This window comes from Glaciimonas soli (genome assembly GCF_009497155.1).
GTDB lineage: Bacteria > Pseudomonadota > Gammaproteobacteria > Burkholderiales > Burkholderiaceae_D > Glaciimonas > Glaciimonas soli.
Genome location: NZ_WINI01000014.1, coordinates 25,221 through 41,831, shown reverse-complemented (window position 1 = coordinate 41,831; position 16,611 = coordinate 25,221). Strand labels below are relative to the sequence as shown.

The 16,611-nt window shown below is 48.0% G+C and carries 15 protein-coding genes; 10 read left to right on the top strand and 5 right to left on the bottom strand.

Features of this window, described 5'->3' with window-relative positions:
• Positions 1-3: 3 nt before the first annotated feature.
• Positions 4-288 (bottom strand): LPS translocon maturation chaperone LptM, encoded by a 285-nt coding sequence (lptM, locus tag GEV47_RS18665; protein WP_228124807.1) that lies wholly within the window; start codon positions 286-288, stop codon positions 4-6.
• Between the two features lie 118 nt (positions 289-406).
• On the opposite strand from lptM, the gene cyaY reads away from it, so the two are divergent.
• A complete protein-coding gene (cyaY, locus tag GEV47_RS18660; protein ID WP_153236314.1) occupies positions 407-739 on the top strand; it encodes an iron donor protein CyaY in 333 nt (110 codons plus the stop codon).
• 44 nt (positions 740-783) lie between these two features.
• On the opposite strand, the gene GEV47_RS18655 is transcribed toward cyaY, so the two are convergent.
• Positions 784-3,252 (bottom strand): penicillin-binding protein 1A, encoded by a 2,469-nt coding sequence (locus tag GEV47_RS18655; RefSeq protein WP_153236355.1) that lies wholly within the window; start codon positions 3,250-3,252, stop codon positions 784-786.
• 556 nt (positions 3,253-3,808) lie between these two features.
• Between GEV47_RS18655 and GEV47_RS18650 the strand changes: the two genes are divergently transcribed.
• The 8 genes from GEV47_RS18650 to GEV47_RS18615 all read left to right on the top strand — a co-directional run bounded on the left by GEV47_RS18650 (position 3,809) and on the right by GEV47_RS18615 (position 12,890).
• A complete protein-coding gene (locus GEV47_RS18650; RefSeq protein WP_153236313.1) occupies positions 3,809-4,906 on the top strand; it encodes a pilus assembly protein PilM in 1,098 nt (365 codons plus the stop codon).
• The gene (locus GEV47_RS18645) at positions 4,906-5,583 is read left to right on the top strand and encodes a PilN domain-containing protein (protein WP_153236312.1); all 678 of its coding nucleotides are present in this window, start codon (positions 4,906-4,908) and stop codon (positions 5,581-5,583) included. Before GEV47_RS18650 ends, GEV47_RS18645 begins: the two co-directional genes overlap by 1 nt.
• Before the next feature lie 29 nt (positions 5,584-5,612).
• The gene (locus tag GEV47_RS18640) at positions 5,613-6,281 is read left to right on the top strand and encodes a type IV pilus inner membrane component PilO (RefSeq protein ID WP_153236311.1); all 669 of its coding nucleotides are present in this window, start codon (positions 5,613-5,615) and stop codon (positions 6,279-6,281) included.
• Positions 6,278-6,829, top strand: coding sequence for a pilus assembly protein PilP (locus tag GEV47_RS18635; protein WP_153236310.1), 552 nt, complete (start codon positions 6,278-6,280; stop codon positions 6,827-6,829). The genes GEV47_RS18640 and GEV47_RS18635 overlap by 4 nt, the downstream gene beginning before the upstream one ends.
• Positions 6,830-6,894: 65 nt before the next feature.
• Positions 6,895-9,084, top strand: a complete 2,190-nt coding sequence (gene pilQ / locus GEV47_RS18630) for a type IV pilus secretin PilQ (protein ID WP_153236309.1) — start codon at positions 6,895-6,897, stop codon at positions 9,082-9,084.
• A 196-nt stretch (positions 9,085-9,280) separates the two neighbouring features.
• Positions 9,281-11,002, top strand: coding sequence for a bifunctional shikimate kinase/3-dehydroquinate synthase AroKB (gene aroKB / locus GEV47_RS18625; RefSeq protein WP_153236308.1), 1,722 nt, complete (start codon positions 9,281-9,283; stop codon positions 11,000-11,002).
• A 10-nt stretch (positions 11,003-11,012) separates the two neighbouring features.
• A complete protein-coding gene (locus GEV47_RS18620; RefSeq protein ID WP_153236307.1) occupies positions 11,013-12,158 on the top strand; it encodes a deoxyguanosinetriphosphate triphosphohydrolase in 1,146 nt (381 codons plus the stop codon).
• A 24-nt stretch (positions 12,159-12,182) separates the two neighbouring features.
• Positions 12,183-12,890 carry a DUF4197 domain-containing protein gene (locus GEV47_RS18615; RefSeq protein ID WP_228124806.1) on the top strand — a complete coding sequence of 236 codons (708 nt, stop codon included), beginning with the start codon at positions 12,183-12,185 and terminating at the stop codon, positions 12,888-12,890.
• On the opposite strand, the gene GEV47_RS18610 is transcribed toward GEV47_RS18615, so the two are convergent.
• Positions 12,891-13,934: a questin oxidase family protein gene (locus GEV47_RS18610; RefSeq protein WP_153236306.1), complete on the bottom strand. Its 1,044-nt coding sequence runs from the start codon at positions 13,932-13,934 to the stop codon at positions 12,891-12,893.
• 96 nt (positions 13,935-14,030) lie between these two features.
• On the opposite strand from GEV47_RS18610, the gene soxR reads away from it, so the two are divergent.
• A complete protein-coding gene (soxR, locus tag GEV47_RS18605; RefSeq protein ID WP_153236305.1) occupies positions 14,031-14,501 on the top strand; it encodes a redox-sensitive transcriptional activator SoxR in 471 nt (156 codons plus the stop codon).
• 84 nt (positions 14,502-14,585) lie between these two features.
• Here soxR and hpf read toward each other — a convergent pair whose 3' ends face one another.
• Complete coding sequence (hpf, locus tag GEV47_RS18600; RefSeq protein WP_153236304.1) at positions 14,586-14,945, bottom strand: ribosome hibernation-promoting factor, HPF/YfiA family; 360 nt, start codon at positions 14,943-14,945, stop codon at positions 14,586-14,588.
• Between the two features lie 107 nt (positions 14,946-15,052).
• Positions 15,053-16,546, bottom strand: a complete 1,494-nt coding sequence (locus tag GEV47_RS18595; protein WP_153236303.1) for an RNA polymerase factor sigma-54 — start codon at positions 16,544-16,546, stop codon at positions 15,053-15,055.
• Positions 16,547-16,611: the final 65 nt, after the last annotated feature.

The window sequence follows — 16,611 nt, the reverse complement described above, 5'->3', positions numbered from 1 at the left end:
ATTTTAAGGATTAGAGGGAGTAGAGGGTGTTGCTGCCGGGATCAGTGGCGTATGCTGCGTTGCCGGTTTTGTATTTGCATTTGCATCTGCATCTGTATTTGCAGCGGCAGCATCAGCATCAGTTGTGTCCGTAGTATCAGTATTGTTGGCCGCGGGCGTTATTGATGTAGGCACAGTGATGGCAGGACGGCTGGACGCTGGCGGAATGATGGGCATATAGAGCGGCCCTTTTTGACCGCAAGCTGTCAATAATGTTGATAACGCAAGCAAGGATGCTATTTTTGCCATCAGTGGTGCATCAAATTTTGTTTTCACGGATTAGAATCACATTTTAATGAAATAACGCGGCATGACATGAGAGTAGTATGTGCTTGCATGTTCGGCCGCAGGAACCGGAGAGTTTAGCATGACAGAATCAGAATTTCTGGTACAGGTTGAAGCCACTTTGAATACGGTAGAACAAGCCCTGGAGCACCTTAGCAATAATGACGAGATTGATGTTGAGTGTGAGCGAAAAGGTAATGTGTTGGAAATTGAATTTATCGACAACGGTTCTAAAATTATCGTCAACAGCCAGGCAGCGATGCAAGAATTATGGCTAGCTGCGAAATCTGGTGGATATCACTTTAAATATAAAGACAATGCTTGGCGTAATACCCGTGACAGCAGCGAATTTTTTGCTGCATTATCAAAGGCGGTCAGCGATCAAGGCGGGGTGCAGGTAACATTGCGCCCATAGTTTATGCAGACTTACGCATCTATTTTGCGTAAGTCTTGCAATCTTTAAAACAATTCGTTTTTAACTTCATCCCGGGTTTTTTCTGCTGGGGTTCGCGGTTTGGTATTCTGGTCGGTGTTGCCGGTACCGGTTATATCCCCATTATCAATGATGCCATTACTTTGGTCGCCAGCAGGACTGTTGCTCTGGTTGCGATTGGCATTGCTGATATTGCTGTTGGCAACGCTGACACCGCTAAGGTTAGTGCCGCTGCCTGTACCGGTAATGCTAGTGACGCCAGTTCCGGGTGGATATTCAGCGTAATAATATTCCGAGCCGGAATGCAGCAACCCGTTCGGTACTGCTCTTTCCTTGATGGGGACATTTTTCAAGGCTTTCTGCATGTATTCGATCCAGATAGGAAGGGCCAAGCCGCCACCGGTCTCTTTATCGCCCATGTTTTTCGGCTGATCGTAACCCATCCACGTAACGGCTACCAGATTCGGTTGATAACCTGCGAACCAGGCATCCATTGAATCATTCGTTGTGCCCGTTTTGCCAGCAATATCACTGCGGTTAAGTGCAAGTGCTTTGGCCGCTGTGCCGACTTTGACCACATCTTTCAACATGCTATCCATCACAAAAGCATTGCGCTCATCAATGACGCGGGCGTTCTCATCGCCTGCTTTGGTTGGGTGCGCCTCTGCCAACACGACGTCATCAGCATCAACAATTTTACTGATGAGATAGGGGTTAACCTTATAACCGCCATTGGCGAACACAGCATAACCTGCAGCTAGTTGTATTGGCGTCACTGAGCCGGCACCAAGCGCAAGTGTTAAGTAAGGTGGGTTTTTGTCCGGATCAAAGCCGAAGCGATCAGCGTACTCCTGCGCATATTGCGGGCCAATTTTGTCGACAATACGCACTGACACCACGTTTTTCGATTTGGTCAGCGCTTTGCGCATCGTCATCAACCCTTCATATTTATCGCCATAATTTTTGGGTTGCCATGCTTGACCGCCAGTAGCCAGACCGCCGAAACTGATTGGGGCGTCGTTAATGATGGTGGCCGGTGATAAGCCCTTTTCCAACGATGCCGAATAGATAAAGGGTTTGAAAGCAGAGCCTGGTTGACGCCATGCTTGTGTCACGTGATTGAATTTACTGCGATTGAAATCAAAGCCGCCGACTAAAGCGCGAATCGCGCCATCGTTGGCATCGATGGCGATCAGAGCCGATTCCACAGCAGGCATCTGTGTGATGCTCCAGGCTTTTCCCTGAGTATCTTGTACCACGCGAATAACGGCACCGCGTCTGACTTTACGTTGCGGCGGTGCTTTGTCACTGAGTAAATTGGTGGCAAAGCTGAGGCCGCTGCCGGTGATGGTGATTTCCTCGCCGGAAGAGAGCAATGCGCGTACTTTATTCGGACTGGCTTCGAGTACTACCGCGGCGACCAGATCATCGCTGTCCGGGTGGTCGGCTAATTCCACTTCAATAGCACTTTCAATTTCTTCCTTGGAGCCATCTGGAATTTGCATGAAACCTTCTGGCCCACGATAACCGCGTCGCTTCTCATAATTCATCACGCCACGACGCAAAGCAAAATAGGCGGCATCCTGGTCGGCTTTGGTAATCGTTGTGTAGACGTTCAATCCGCGCGTATAGGTGGCGTCTTTGAATTGTTCGTACACCATCTGCCGCGCCATTTCGGCGACATATTCAGCATGGATGCCAAATTCAGTTGTGCCAGTTTTCAGTTGCAACGGCTCGTTCCTGGCTTCTTCGTATTGCGCTTGGGTGATGTAACCGAGCTCTCGCATGCGCAACAGAATATATTGTTGGCGTTTGATGGCGCGCTTGGGATTGACGATAGGATTATTGGCTGACGGTGCTTTTGGCAAACCAGCTAGCATCGCGGCTTCCGCAACGGTGAGATCGGATAATTTTTTACCAAAATAGACTTGTGCAGCGGAGGCAAATCCATAGGCGCGTTGTCCCAGATAAATCTGGTTCATATACACCTCAAGAATTTGATCTTTAGTCAAATTTTGTTCGATTTTCCAGGCTAATGGAATTTCATACAAAAACTTGCGTGACGCTTTTTGTAGAAAAGTGGGTTCGTTGCTGGTCAAGAAAAAATTACGGGCGACTTGCTGCGTGATCGTGCTGGCACCACCTCCGCCGCCAGTCAGGTTGGAAATGGAGGCGCGTAAAATTCCTTGAATGTCGACACCGCCGTGCTGATAAAAGCGATCATCTTCGATCGCCAATACCGCTTTTTTGACGACGTCGGGAATATCTTTAAAGCGCACCAAGCTGCGTCGCTCTTCGCCAAATTCACCAATCAATACGCCATCCGCAGAGTAAATTCGCAATGGAATCTTGGGGCGATAATCGGTGAGGGTATCGAGTGCTGGCAGATTGGGCCATGCCACTGCGAGCATAAAACCAAAGGTGAGCGCACCGATCAGCAGTAACCCGGCAACGGTGCCAAAGAAACCAACAATGATTTTTAAAGGGAGGGGCATGCGACGCTTCGGTACTGCAAGGGCTTCATCTGAAGGTTCACTGCCGGGCGGTGTTGCATCAATATCTGGTGGCGTCATCGTTTTCTGGGCGGTGAATGATCAAGAGGAGGAGGGCTTACATTGAGGACTCATTATAACGTCATGGCAACAAGGCACAAAACTTGCAAATAGACAATTGAGTTGGTGAATTCTATCTCCGTGGCAAATTTCAGACACTCTTCGCTTTTATATGGACTTGCAAAGCGACAATAAATGTCACATTGCACGTTTTCTTGCGGCAAAAAAATGTCACTTGTTGTTTGTTCATGGAGATAAAAGAAAAGCAAAGGCTTTTCTTTTAATAAGTTTCTTTACGGCACTATTAATTGTTGCTACGATCTCACGTCTTATGCGTAAATAGTTGGTTCATGGAAATAAAGCGGTGGGAAATAAGTAATACGACTATGGATATTTTATCAATAATGTCGACTTGAAATGTTGGTCGTGTGACCATCTAGATTGTTTTAGATGGTTGTCATAAATAAAATATTTCCTAAAAACTACGGGGGATGCGCTCTTGGCATTAGATCTAGGATTGTTATTCGGCAGAAAGAATACGCCGTTGGTGGGTATTGATATAAGTGCCTCGAGTGTCAGACTGGTGGAGTTGTCGCAGGTGACGGAGCGGACTAAAACCGCGGTTGCAGAGTTCCGGTTGGAGCGCTTTGCTACGGAACCATTGCCGCGCGGCGCAGTAGTTGACGGCAATATTGAAAATATTGAACAAGTGACTGAAGTAGTGCGCCGCTTATGGAAAAAAAGTGGCGCAAGTACTAAAAATGTCGCTTTGGGCATGCCATCGGCCTCTGTCATCACTAAAAAAATCATCTTGCCGGGCGGGATGACAGATGACGAGCTGGAAATGCAGGTCGAATCTGAGGCTAATCAATACATCCCCTTCGCCTTGGATGAAGTCAGCCTGGATTTCGATGTGATCGGACCAGCGTTACAGTCGCCAGAAGATGTCGAAGTGCTACTGGCAGCGACGCGTAAAGAAAAAGTGGAAGATCGGGTGGCGGTGGCAGAAGGTGCTGGTCTGAAACCTATCGTAATGGACATCGAGTCGTACGCCGCGCGCGGTGCGATTGATCGTTTGATCGCGCAATTACCGAAAGCGGGCAAAGGCAAAATCATTGGTTTATTCCAGCTCGGCGCACAGAATACGCACATCTCTGTTTTGCTTGACGACCAGCTAATTTATGAGCGCGAGCAGGCATTCGGTGGACAACAGCTGACACAAGACATTGTGCGCGCTTACGGCTTGTCTTTTGATGAAGCGGAAGCCAAAAAGAGATCCGGTGATTTGCCGGAAAATTATCAAAAGGAGATTCTTGCTCCCTTTCTGGAAAATGCCGCGCTAGAAGTGACGCGCGCTATCCAATTCTTCTTCACCTCTACCCCTTATACGCGTGTTGACCAACTGTTTTTAGCAGGCGGTTGCGCGATTATTCCTGGCATGGTGGAAGCGGTTGCCGGGCGCGCCAAGGTGTCAACCTCGGTGATTAGCCCTTTTGCGGGCATGAAGCTGGCACCGAATGTACGAGAAAAACAATTGCGCGCTGATGCTCCGTCGTATCTGGTCGCGTGTGGTTTGGCAATGCGGAGATTTGGCTGATGATAAAGATTAATCTATTACCGCATCGCGAAGCAAAGCGCAAAGAGCGCATGCAGGCGTTCGTCTTAATGCTGGCGGCAGCGAGTGTGTTGGGAGTGTTGATCGTGCTGGCTGTCGGTGGCATTTTCGAGTCTGAAATATCCACCCAAACAGCACGCAATTCTTATATTCAAAAAGAGAACACGCGTTTAGATGGACAAATCAAAGAAATCGCTAGCCTGAAGCAAGAGATTGATGCTCTGAAAGCGCGGCAGCAGGCCGTTGAGGATTTGCAAAGCGATCGCAATCAACCGGTGTATTTGATGACTGAGCTGGTTAAGCAAGTGCCGGAAGGAATTTACTTGCGCGGCTTCAAACAGGAAGGGCAGCGCGTGGTTGTCAATGGATACGCGCAATCGAATGATCGGGTATCAACGCTCTTGCACAATATGAGTAACAACTCGCCTTGGCTGGAACGTCCTGATTTGATCGAAATTCGTTCCGCCACTGTCGGCACAGGCAGAGAGCTCAAGCATGTATTTGATTTTACAGTCAACGTTGGCATTAAACGGCCTAGCGAAAACACACCTGCCATTGACGGTACGCCGGGTGTGACAACTGTGGGAGCGCCAGCAGGTGGCGCTGTTCAAAAAGCCGGAGCGGCCGTTGTCACGCCGACAGCCGCAAAACAACCATAGAGTCATAGCCTAGAGCGTTTGGATACACGATGAAGACGATCAATATAAAAGATTTGAGCGCAACGCTGAGTGCGCAGTTCCGAGGATTGAATGGACGACCTCCTGGTTTATGGCCGATTGTTCCTCGTTCCTTGTGCGCGGTTGGCGTGTTATTGGCGGTGTTGTTGGCAGGTTGGTACTTTTACTGGAGTGATTTGCAAACCCAGCTCGACAGCGGTGAGCAACAAGAACTGCAATTGAAAGATCAATACAAGGTCAAAATTCAGCAGGCAATTAATCTGGAAGGCTTGCGTCTGCAAAAAAAACAAGTCGCTGAATATGTCGTCACGCTAGAAAAGCAATTGCCAAACAAAGCAGAGATGGACGCATTGTTATCGGATATTAATCAAGCCGGACTAGGGCGGGGTTTGCAGTTTGAATTGTTCAAGCCAGGTCAAGTTGTCGTCAAAGATTATTACGCCGAACTGCCAATTGACATCAAGGTTACCGGTAACTATCACGATGTTGGCGCATTTACTAGCGATATCGCCAATTTGCCGCGCATTGTTACGCTCAATAATCTGAATTTGAATACGGGAAAAGATGGCACCTTAACCTTGGAAGCCGTGGCGAAAACATTCCGTTATCTGGATAAAGATGAAGTGGCCGCACAACGCAAAGTCACAGATGCGGCGAAGCAGAAAGGAGCGGCTAAATGATAACTTCCCGAAGAACAAATTCGATATTGCGTTTGACAAGCATCGTTGCGTTGTTGTCGACCTTGAGCGCTTGCGGCGACAGCGGCATACAAGACGTCAAAACGTGGATGGACGATGTGAAAAGTCATACCAAAATGATGATTCCAAAATTGACGGCACCTAAGAAATTTATTCCTTTCACCTATGCTGAAAACAATGAAGTCGATCCTTTCAACGCGAATAAATTGTTAGTGGCTTTTGCAAAATTACAAGGTAGTGGCAGTGGCTTAAAACCGAATCTCGATAGGCGTCGGGAACTGTTGGAAAATTATCCGTTGGATGCCATCAAGATGGTAGGGACATTGCAAAAAACAGGGACCAATACTGCTTTGTTGCAGATTGATAAGACTGTGTTTCAGGCTAAAGTAGGTAACTATGTCGGACAGAATTTCGGCATGGTGACGCATATCAGTGAAAGCGAAGTCCGTTTAAAAGAAATCGTACAAGACGCGTCCGGCGAATGGGTTGAGCGCGATGCCAAGTTAGCGTTGCAGGAGAGTCAAAAATGAGTGGCGTAACAAGAGGAGTAGTACCGATGGGTTCACAGTTCATATTGCAGTCAATAAAATCGATAATGAATAAATCATTTGGTCTGTTGAGCACAGCAATGTTGTTAGCAAGTGTCAGCCATGCGGCGTTGGCTGAAAATGCGATCACATCAGTTAATGCCACGCAACAAGGCAACAATGTCATCGTGACGGTGAATTTGAAAGAGCCGTTAAGTGCCCTGCCCAAAGGATTTTCGGTGGTTGCGCCAGCCAGGATCGCATTGGATTTTCCTGATGTGGAAAATGGCACCGGTAAAACTATGCAAGATTTGAGTCTGGGCGATGTTCGCAATGCGATGGTAGCGCAAAGCGATGGTCGCACCCGCTTGGTCTTGAACCTGAAAAAGCCACTAAATTACGCCATGGCGCTAGAAGGTAACGCCGTCATCGTGACGATAGACGGTTCGGGTGGCGTCGCCACTGCTGTAAATTCAAATGGATTGCCAGCACAGCCAGCTGCTCCAGCTGTTGCTACCGCTGCGCTCTCCGGCGCATTAGCGCAATTCCCGCCACGCCCAGTGCAATATGAATCTGCGCCAGCGGCGATGCCAGGTGGAAAGCCAGCTTTGCGTGATATTGACTTCCGTCGCGGCACAGCTGGCGAAGGCCGGATTGTGATCGATTTACCGAGCAAGCAGGTAGTGACCGATGTGCGTCAGCAAGGTCAAACGATTGTGGTTGATTTCCTCAAAACCAGTTTGCCGGCCAACTTGCGCCGCAAACTCGATGTTGGTGATTTCGGCACGCCAGTGCGCACCATCACCACCATGACCAGCGGCGAAAATGTGCGCATGGTGATCCAACCAGCAGGGTTGTGGGAGCAAAGTGCTTACCAAAGTGATTCACAGTTGGTGATTGAAGTGAAGCCACTCAACGAAGTAGCAAATAAATTAGGGCAAGGCGTACAACATTATCGCGGCGATAAATTATCGTTGAATTTCCAGAACGTTGAAGTGCGTGCGATTTTGCAAGTGATTGCCGATTTCACTGGTTTAAACATTATTACCAGCGATACGGTCAACGGCAGCTTGACGCTGCGCTTGAAAGACGTGCCGTGGGATCAGGCTTTGGATATCGTGCTGCAATCCAAAGGTTTGGACATGCGCAAAAATGGCTCGGTGATCTGGATTGCGCCGAAAGATGAATTGCTGACCAAAGAAAAATTAGAGCTGGAACAAAAATCCTTGATTTCGGATTTAGAGCCGCTACGCACTGAATCATTCCAACTTAATTATCAAAAAGCAGAGGCCTTCAAAAAGGTATTTGGTATTACCGATGGCGGTTCTGGTGGTGCGCCAGGAAAAAATACAATTTTGTCCAAGCGTGGTAGTGCTGTGATTGATGATCGCACCAATCAGTTGTTTATTACCGATACGCCGACGGTGTTGGAAAACGTGCGTGGCTTGATCCAGAAAATTGATGTAGCTTCTCGCCAGGTGTTGATTGAAGCTCGGATGGTAGAGGCTGATGACAACTTCAGCCGCAATTTGGGCGCAAAATTAGGTTTTGGTGCACATAACAGCACCTCTGAAATTGGCGGTCAACAAACGGGTGGTCCCGGCGGTGCTGCTGTTACCCCAGTTGGTGTCGGTTCAACGTCAAATGTCTGGAGTAATGGCAATCAAGTTAATTTGCCGGCAGACTCTATAAATGGAAATAGCGCGACTAGCCTAGCACTGACATTATTCAACGCCAGCGCTTCTAAATTCATTAGCTTGGAATTGTCTGCATTGGAAGCAGATCATAAAGGTAAGATTATTTCCAGTCCGCGCGTAGTCACTGCAGACCAGCAGAAAGCGTTGATTGAACAAGGAACGGAAATTCCTTATCAAAGTGCAACTAGCAGCGGCGCAACCTCAGTTGAGTTTAAAAAGGCAAATCTGAAGTTGGAAGTTACGCCACAAATTACGCCAGACGGTAATGTTATTTTGACCGTTGATGTCACGAATGACAGTGTCGGCGCAGCCGTAGTGGGTGGGGTGACGATCAACACCAAGCATGTGCAGACGCAAGTGCAGGTCGAAAATGGCGGTACGGTCGTGATTGGTGGTATTTATACGGAAACAGTCTCAAATGATGACAATAAAGTGCCATTCCTTGGAGATATCCCAGTTCTAGGGTATCTTTTCAAGAAAAATGCAAAAGTCAGCAATAAGACTGAGTTGTTAATATTCCTGACACCAAAAGTGGTAATAGATCACCTAGCCAGCCGCTAGGCACCTTGCAAACCGCCGTGAGCGGGCAATCTCGAAACTGCGATGCTCGCCGTACCAATGTACGGCTGCGCTTCTCCTTTCGACCTTGCTCCGCTCACAACGATTTTCAAGGCGCCTAGAGATCTCTGATGATCCATTGTCTTCTTTGGTGTTCTCATTTGAGCAAGAAGGCAAGCGGTGAAATGGTATATTCCATATGAAAGGCAACATTTTTTTGGTTGGCCTGATGGGTGCTGGCAAGACGACAGTCGGCCGTGCCCTGGCAAGAAAACTTAATAAAACATTCATAGATTCGGATCACGAAATCGAGGCGCGTACCGGCGCCTCGATTCCGTTGATTTTTGAGCTTGAAGGTGAAACCAGTTTTCGTCAGCGTGAAGCCGACGTTATTCGCGATCTCAGCGAACGGGAAAATCTCGTATTGGCTACTGGCGGTGGCGCGATCTTAAATCCACAAAATCGCGCATTATTAGGTGCACGTGGCACAGTCATTTATTTACGCGCAAGTGTGAATAGTATTTTGCAACGCACTGGCCGCGACAAAAATCGTCCCCTTTTACAAACAGAAAATCCACGTCGCGTACTGGAAGAATTGACGCGCCAGCGTGACCCGCTATATCGGGAAATTGCTGATATAGTCGTCGATACTGGCCGACCTAACGTACAATTTCTGGTAAATAGTATTTTGCTGCAATTGCAGTCGCGTGGCTTTCATATTCCCAGCCAAACAACTCAACCGCCTGCAGTAAATCAGACCAGCTCAACAATATTTCCTATGACGCAAGATCAAATTACAGCAGCAGGTATTTCATCGCAAACTTCTTCGTTAGCGAACAGTTTGCGAGTGGAGTTGGGCGAGCGCAGTTATCCAATAGAAATCGGTCAGTCATTATTGAATGACAGTGAGCGCCTGTCGCGTTTGATTAACGGCAAACAAGTGGTCGTGATTACCAACACCACGGTTGCGCCGTTGTATCTACATGTTTTGCGCGCGTCTTTGTTAGCTGCCGGTAAAAAAATTATTGAAATTATTTTGCCAGACGGTGAGGAAGAAAAAAACTGGTCCAACCTTATGGTCATTTTCGATCGATTGCTGGCCGAAAAATGCGACCGCAAAACCACGCTGATTGCTTTGGGCGGTGGTGTGATTGGTGATTTGACTGGCTATGCGGCATCTGCCTATATGCGCGGCGTACCGTTCGTGCAGATTCCTACCACGTTGCTGGCGCAGGTTGACTCCTCTGTCGGCGGTAAAACAGGGATTAATCATCCACTTGGCAAAAACATGATTGGCGCGTTCTATCAACCGCAAGCAGTGATCGCTGACACCGCGACTTTACAGACTTTGCCTGCACGCGAATTGTCGGCGGGTTTGGCAGAAGTTATTAAATACGGTGCTGTGATTGATGCAGGATTTTTCGACTGGATCGAAGAAAATATCACTAAACTGATGGCGCGGGACAGTGCCGCGTTGGCCTATGCAATTCAACGTTCTTGCGAAATCAAAGCCGATGTAGTGCGCCAGGATGAGCGTGAAGGTGGTTTGCGCGCAATCCTTAATTTCGGGCATACGTTTGGTCATGCGATCGAATCTGGCTTGGGTTATGGGAAATGGTTGCACGGCGAAGCGGTCGGCTGTGGCATGATTATGGCGGCAGATCTTTCTCATCGTTTGGGGCATATAGATGTCATTGCCAAAGACCGCGTAACAGCATTGGTACGCGCCGCTGGTTTGCCGGACATAGCGCCGAATCTTGGCAGCCAACGCTGGCTAGAGCTGATGCAAGTTGATAAGAAAAATGAAGATGGTCAAATCCGTTTCATTTTGATGAAACCTTTGGGTGGATACTTGATCAGCAACGTGCCACAAGATATATTGTTAGCGACGATACAGCATTTAGCTACCGGAGAATTCTAAGGATGGCACGATGAACAAAGAAACGTCACTCGCTTCCTATGCTGCTCATTCAGCGACTTCGCGAGGACGTTTGTTCAGCGAAGCCGCGCCTGCAACACGTACCGAATTCCAACGCGATCGCGATCGTATCATTCACTGCACAGCATTTCGCCGGCTTGAATATAAGACGCAAGTGTTCGTCAATCATGAGGGCGATTTATTTCGCACGCGCCTTACACACAGCATAGAAGTAGCGCAAATCGCCCGTTCGATTGCACGTAATTTGCGACTGAATGAAGATTTGGTCGAAGCGATTTCACTTGCTCATGATCTTGGTCACACACCGTTTGGCCATGCTGGTCAAGATGCGCTGAACGCTTGTATGGAACAGTACGGCGGTTTTGAGCATAATCTGCAAAGTTTGCGGTTGATCGATAAGTTGGAACAACGCTATGGCGCATTCGATGGTTTGAATCTGATGTTCGAAACTCGCGAAGGCGTACTCAAACACTGCTCTCTCACCAACGCCAAAAAACTCGGTGATGTAGGCCAGCGTTTTATCCTGCGCCAGCAACCGACACTGGAAGCGCAAGTTGCCAATCTCGCCGATGAAATTGCGTACAACAATCACGATATTGACGACGGCCTGCGCTCAGGTTTGTTGACATTGGATCAGATGATGCAAGTCGATTTGTATGCGCGCCACAACCATGAAATGGCAAAAGTTTTCCCTGATCTGACTGGTCGCCGCGCCATTAATGAAACGGTGCGTCGCATGATCAATGCCTTAATCAACGATTTAATTCAGACATCAAGTCAGCGTGTTGCTGACGCCAAACCGCAGACGGTAGATGATGTCCGCGCCGCGCCGCCATTGATTGCATTTTCGGAGACGATGGCGCATGAAGCGCTGGAATTAAAACGCTTCTTGCGTGAAAATCTTTATCGCCATTATTTGGTTAATCGCATGACCAGCAAAGCCAAACGCATAGTGGCTGATTTATTCAATTGCTTCATCAATGAACCTAACTTATTGCCTCCTGATTATCAGTTAGCACCTACTATGACGCAAAGTGACCAGGCACGGCAGGTTGCCGATTATATTGCTGGCATGACTGACCGGTATGCGATACGTGAACATCGACGTTTGTTTATGGTCGATGAAGCGCACATTTAACGGATGTTTAATTAAGAGGAAATTATGCAACTCACTAAAAAAATGAATCTAACATTCGGTGCCACGCTCACATTGGCAGCTTCTGCCGCATTAGCTTTTTCTGTCGCAGATTTAAGTAATATCAGCAATGCAGACGCGAGTTCTGGATTAAAAGCCGCGTTGACAAAAGGCGCTGATGTGGCAGTTTCCAAGTTAGGTGTCGAGAATGGCTTTCTGAATAACGATAAAGTAAAGATAGGTTTGCCTGGTGTGTTGCAGCAGGCGATGCCGATTTTGCGGATGACTGGCCAAGGTCAGAAAGTGGATGATTTAGTCGTGTCCATGAATCACGCTGCCGAAACAGCCGTGCCTTTGGCCAAACCATTGTTGTTGGATGCGGTGAAGAATATGACGGTGACTGATGCCAAGAATATTTTGACTGGCGGTGATACGTCCGTTACCGATTTTTTCAAAGCTAAAACCGAAGCGCCATTGGCCGTCAAATTTTTGCCGATGGTGAAGCAGATAACCGATCGCAATGGCTTATCGGCACAATATAACGGTCTCATGGCAGCGGTCGGTAATACAGGATTGGTGCCGCAAAATGCGAAGACGGTAGAGGGCTACGTCACCCAACGCGCAACCGATGGTTTGTTCTTGATGATAGGTGAAGAAGAAAAAGCCATTCGCCAAGATCCTGTTGGCGCAGGTAGTGCGATTATCGGGAAGGTGTTTGGGGCGTTGAAGCAGTAACTACCTTTCATTTTTCCACTGTACCAATCTTGCTGCTGCAGCGAAATACAACGGAGATGGTGGTGAGGCATGCTGAGCTTCGCGCCAACAGGTGTACACCATCTTGATGACATGATCATTATCCGATGTAATCGCTAAAGCATGTAAATGCGACCATGCTGCAGAATCATTTTCTGATATCGGCATCACATGTTTGAGCGTGAGTGGCGGCGCTCCGATTGAGGCATAGGCGACGCAAAATCCCAGCCACAGATCTGGCAATAGCTGATTTCCCACGTACTTTGGCAGGTGCTCGAAAATACGCCGTGTTGCATAGAGTCCAGTCACGATATGGAGTGCGATAAAGTCATTGCTTTGCCAATACAATGCGATTGCCGCGCGCGCCATGTCACTGAGTAAATCACCGTTGTACGACGGTGCGAGTAGCAGCGCATTAAATCGCGAATCTGCAGCGGCAGCAAGTAAGCGGGTCACGATCCAGTCACCCTTGAAAACAAAACCCTGCATGCCGCGTGATAAAGCGCTTAAACCATCCTGCACTGACACTGCCGATACAGGCTGTTCCAATGAGATATTGATGGGAAGATGCTGGCAGACTAATGCCGCCAGGCCTGCAGCGATTTCGCCGGGGTGTTCCGCTTCTAAGCCGTAGCCAAGTCGAATTACTCCATGAAAAGCGCCACTCGCTGGAGCAAACGGAATCCTTTTGAAAAAATCTACGAGCACAGCATCAACTTCTGAGTCGCTTATCCATTGTTCAAAATAAGTGGACAAGGCACTAAATGCAGCCGGGTTGCCCAGATGACTATGCCAATTATCGCGATTGACTTTTATCGCGTGCTCGAATGACGTCGGTACTGTTATCGCAAATTGCTGTTGCCACATAGTGAAAAATTCTTGTAGTCGCTCAGATGATGCACCTAAGCTTGCCAGCGCACATAACGCCATAGGGCAGTGATTAGTGGTGCCTTTAGCATTGAGTGCAAAATTCTTATTTGCAGTAAGAAGTTGTTGCAGCGTTGCATTAGCGTGCGATTTATTCATAGAAATTTCCAAAATTCACTATTGACGACTATAGTGTAAAAGTTAAAGTCAACTTGAAGTCAACGCAAAATATCGAAAATGGTTGAAGGAAATTTTATGGCAGAAAATTGGATCACAATCGGCGAACTGGCAAAGCGTTCTGGCGTGGCGGCTAGTGCACTGCGGTTTTACGAAAGCGAAGATTTAATAACAAGCACCAGAACAACCGGGAAACAGCGGCAATTTTCCCGAGAAGTTTTGCGTAGGATTGCATTCATTAGAGTGGCACAAACAGTGGGATTGAGTTTGGAGGAAATCAAAGCGGCGTTATCGACATTGCCGCAACAACGGACGCCAACTAAGCAAGACTGGGAGCGCCTTTCAAGCGCATGGCGTCCTCATCTGCAGCAACGCATAGATGCGCTGACAGCATTACGCGATCAATTGACATCGTGTATAGGCTGCGGTTGTTTGTCGTTACGTAAGTGCGCGCTGTATAACCCTGACGATAGCGCCAAACGACGCGGTGCTGGCCCAAGATATTTGTTGGGCGATCACGCTGCAGATGTGATGACTGAAAATGGATAGTTACGAAGGTAGAGCCAAAAATAACAAAGGGCGCATTCACTGCGCCCTTATCCATTAGTTAGCTAACAGCTTAAGAAATATCCATCACATCTGTGCTGCGGCCTCATCCCATTTATCTGCAGAATGTTTAACTGATTCACCTTGGTGATTCTGTATTTTGTCCTTATATTTTTTGACTTGGCTGTCGAGCTTGTCGATCAGTAAATCAATGGCTGCGTAAAGGTCATGCGCTATGCTCTCGGCATGCAGGTCTTTGCCTTTTACGCGCAGCGTCGCTTCTGCTTTTTGCGATCGGTCTTTTTCGGGTAATTTATCGACAGACAAGATCACGTTGATGTCGATAACTTGATCGAAATGACGTTTGATGCGATCCAGTTTGTTTAGTACGTGTTCACGGATGGCGGGAGTGACTTCGAGGTGATGACCACTGATATTCAAATTCATGCTGTACTCCTATGTCGTATGTCGTTGGCGGTTCGGATAGTACAAAAAGTACGTGATCTTGGCTCCGAACACAGCGACGGTTATACAAATAGCTAACAGCCAAACAACTATAAAGATTTGCGCAAATTCACCGGCGGAATTCTTAAGGCTTCGCGATATTTTGCGACGGTGCGACGTGCCACCACCATACCTTGTTCCGCGAGCATATCGGCAATCTTGCTGTCAGAGAAAGGACTTTTAGAATCTTCCGCTCCTATCAGTTGTTTGATCAACGCACGTATCGCGGTTGAGGAAGCCTCTCCACCGGCCTCAGTCGCGACATGGCTGCCGAAGAAATACTTTAATTCGAACATCCCGTGAGGGGTGAGCATGTATTTCTGAGTCGTCACGCGAGAGATTGTGCTCTCGTGTAAACCTAGTGTATCAGCTATTTCACGCAATACAAGGGGGCGCATTGCAACTGCGCCATGCGAGAAGAAATTGCGTTGCCGTTCAACAATTGCCTGCGCGACACGTAAGATCGTATCGAAGCGTTGACGCATGTTTTTGATCAGCCATTTGGCTTCTTGTAGCTGCGAAGCGAGCGATGCTTCGCCTTTATTTTCTTTAAGAATATTGGCGTACAGCGCATTGACCCGCAACCTTGGCATCACATCATGATTGAGTACGACTTGCCAGCCGTGTTTTGTCCGTTTCACAATCACATCAGGCATCACATAATCGGATGCGCCGCCAGAGAACGAAGCACCAGGATGTGGATTGCATTGTTTGATAATGACTTGCGCTTCACGCAAATCTTCGTCGTCACAATCTAGGGCTTTCTTGATTTTATTGAAATCCCGTTGCGCAAATAAGGTCAGGTAACCTTGCACTATCGACAAGGCCAGGCGGCGAGTGACAAACGGGACTTTGGGTAGCGCTTTAATTTGCAGCGAAAGGCACTCGGCGGCATCGCGCGCACCGACACCGGTAGGGGAAAAACTCTGCACCATCGTCAATGCAGTTTCCAGCTCTTCAATTTCGACATCCAACTCTTCCGGAATGCGCGCATGTATCTCTGCTATGGGATCTTCCAGGTAGCCATTTTCATCGAGCGCATCAATGATCATTTCGACCAATACGCGGTCACGCCGTTGATGCACAATTTCACGCATTTGCTCTAGCAAATGTTCGCGTAACGTTATTTCGTACGACTCTAATTGTGGTCGCGAATTTTCATCGTCGGTGGTCTTGGATGTACGTGCAACATCGTCAAAATTCCAATCGGCATCGCTGGTTGCGGCACCGCTGTTGTCGTCGCCGCTATCGCTATTCGTTTCAGCATCGAAATTGGCGGTACTGTTATCGCGTTCACCTTCGCCAATAGGAGCATCAGAGCTGGTCATGGTGGACGGCGTGCCATTAATGCTGCCATCGGCTAACAATCGCACCGAATTGTCGAGGGGATCATCCAGTCGTTCCAGCAAAGGATTGTCTGACAGGATTTGTTCCAGCTCTTGATGTAGTTCTAAGGTGGATAATTGCAGCAATCGTATTGACTGCTGCAATTGCGGCGTGAGCGCCAGATGTTGCGAGGTGCGGAGTTGGAGAGACTGTTTCATCGGCTACTTACATCAACGGCTGAACATAGTACAAACAGCGGAGCATCGTTCTGGCATGAGCGCAT

Excerpts from the sequence above, each read along its gene's own strand:
- lptM (WP_228124807.1), bottom strand. The coding sequence starts at position 288 with ATGGCAAAAATAGCATCCTTGCTTGCGTTATCAACATTATTGACAGCT.
- cyaY (WP_153236314.1), top strand. The coding sequence starts at position 407 with ATGACAGAATCAGAATTTCTGGTACAGGTTGAAGCCACTTTGAATACG.
- GEV47_RS18655 (WP_153236355.1), bottom strand. The coding sequence starts at position 3,252 with ATGCCCCTCCCTTTAAAAATCATTGTTGGTTTCTTTGGCACCGTTGCC.
- GEV47_RS18645 (WP_153236312.1), top strand. The coding sequence starts at position 4,906 with ATGATAAAGATTAATCTATTACCGCATCGCGAAGCAAAGCGCAAAGAG.
- GEV47_RS18640 (WP_153236311.1), top strand. The coding sequence starts at position 5,613 with ATGAAGACGATCAATATAAAAGATTTGAGCGCAACGCTGAGTGCGCAG.
- GEV47_RS18635 (WP_153236310.1), top strand. The coding sequence starts at position 6,278 with ATGATAACTTCCCGAAGAACAAATTCGATATTGCGTTTGACAAGCATC.
- pilQ (WP_153236309.1), top strand. The coding sequence starts at position 6,895 with ATGAATAAATCATTTGGTCTGTTGAGCACAGCAATGTTGTTAGCAAGT.
- aroKB (WP_153236308.1), top strand. The coding sequence starts at position 9,281 with ATGAAAGGCAACATTTTTTTGGTTGGCCTGATGGGTGCTGGCAAGACG.
- GEV47_RS18620 (WP_153236307.1), top strand. The coding sequence starts at position 11,013 with ATGAACAAAGAAACGTCACTCGCTTCCTATGCTGCTCATTCAGCGACT.
- GEV47_RS18615 (WP_228124806.1), top strand. The coding sequence starts at position 12,183 with ATGCAACTCACTAAAAAAATGAATCTAACATTCGGTGCCACGCTCACA.
- GEV47_RS18610 (WP_153236306.1), bottom strand. The coding sequence starts at position 13,934 with ATGAATAAATCGCACGCTAATGCAACGCTGCAACAACTTCTTACTGCA.
- soxR (WP_153236305.1), top strand. The coding sequence starts at position 14,031 with ATGGCAGAAAATTGGATCACAATCGGCGAACTGGCAAAGCGTTCTGGC.
- hpf (WP_153236304.1), bottom strand. The coding sequence starts at position 14,945 with ATGAATTTGAATATCAGTGGTCATCACCTCGAAGTCACTCCCGCCATC.
- GEV47_RS18595 (WP_153236303.1), bottom strand. The coding sequence starts at position 16,546 with ATGAAACAGTCTCTCCAACTCCGCACCTCGCAACATCTGGCGCTCACG.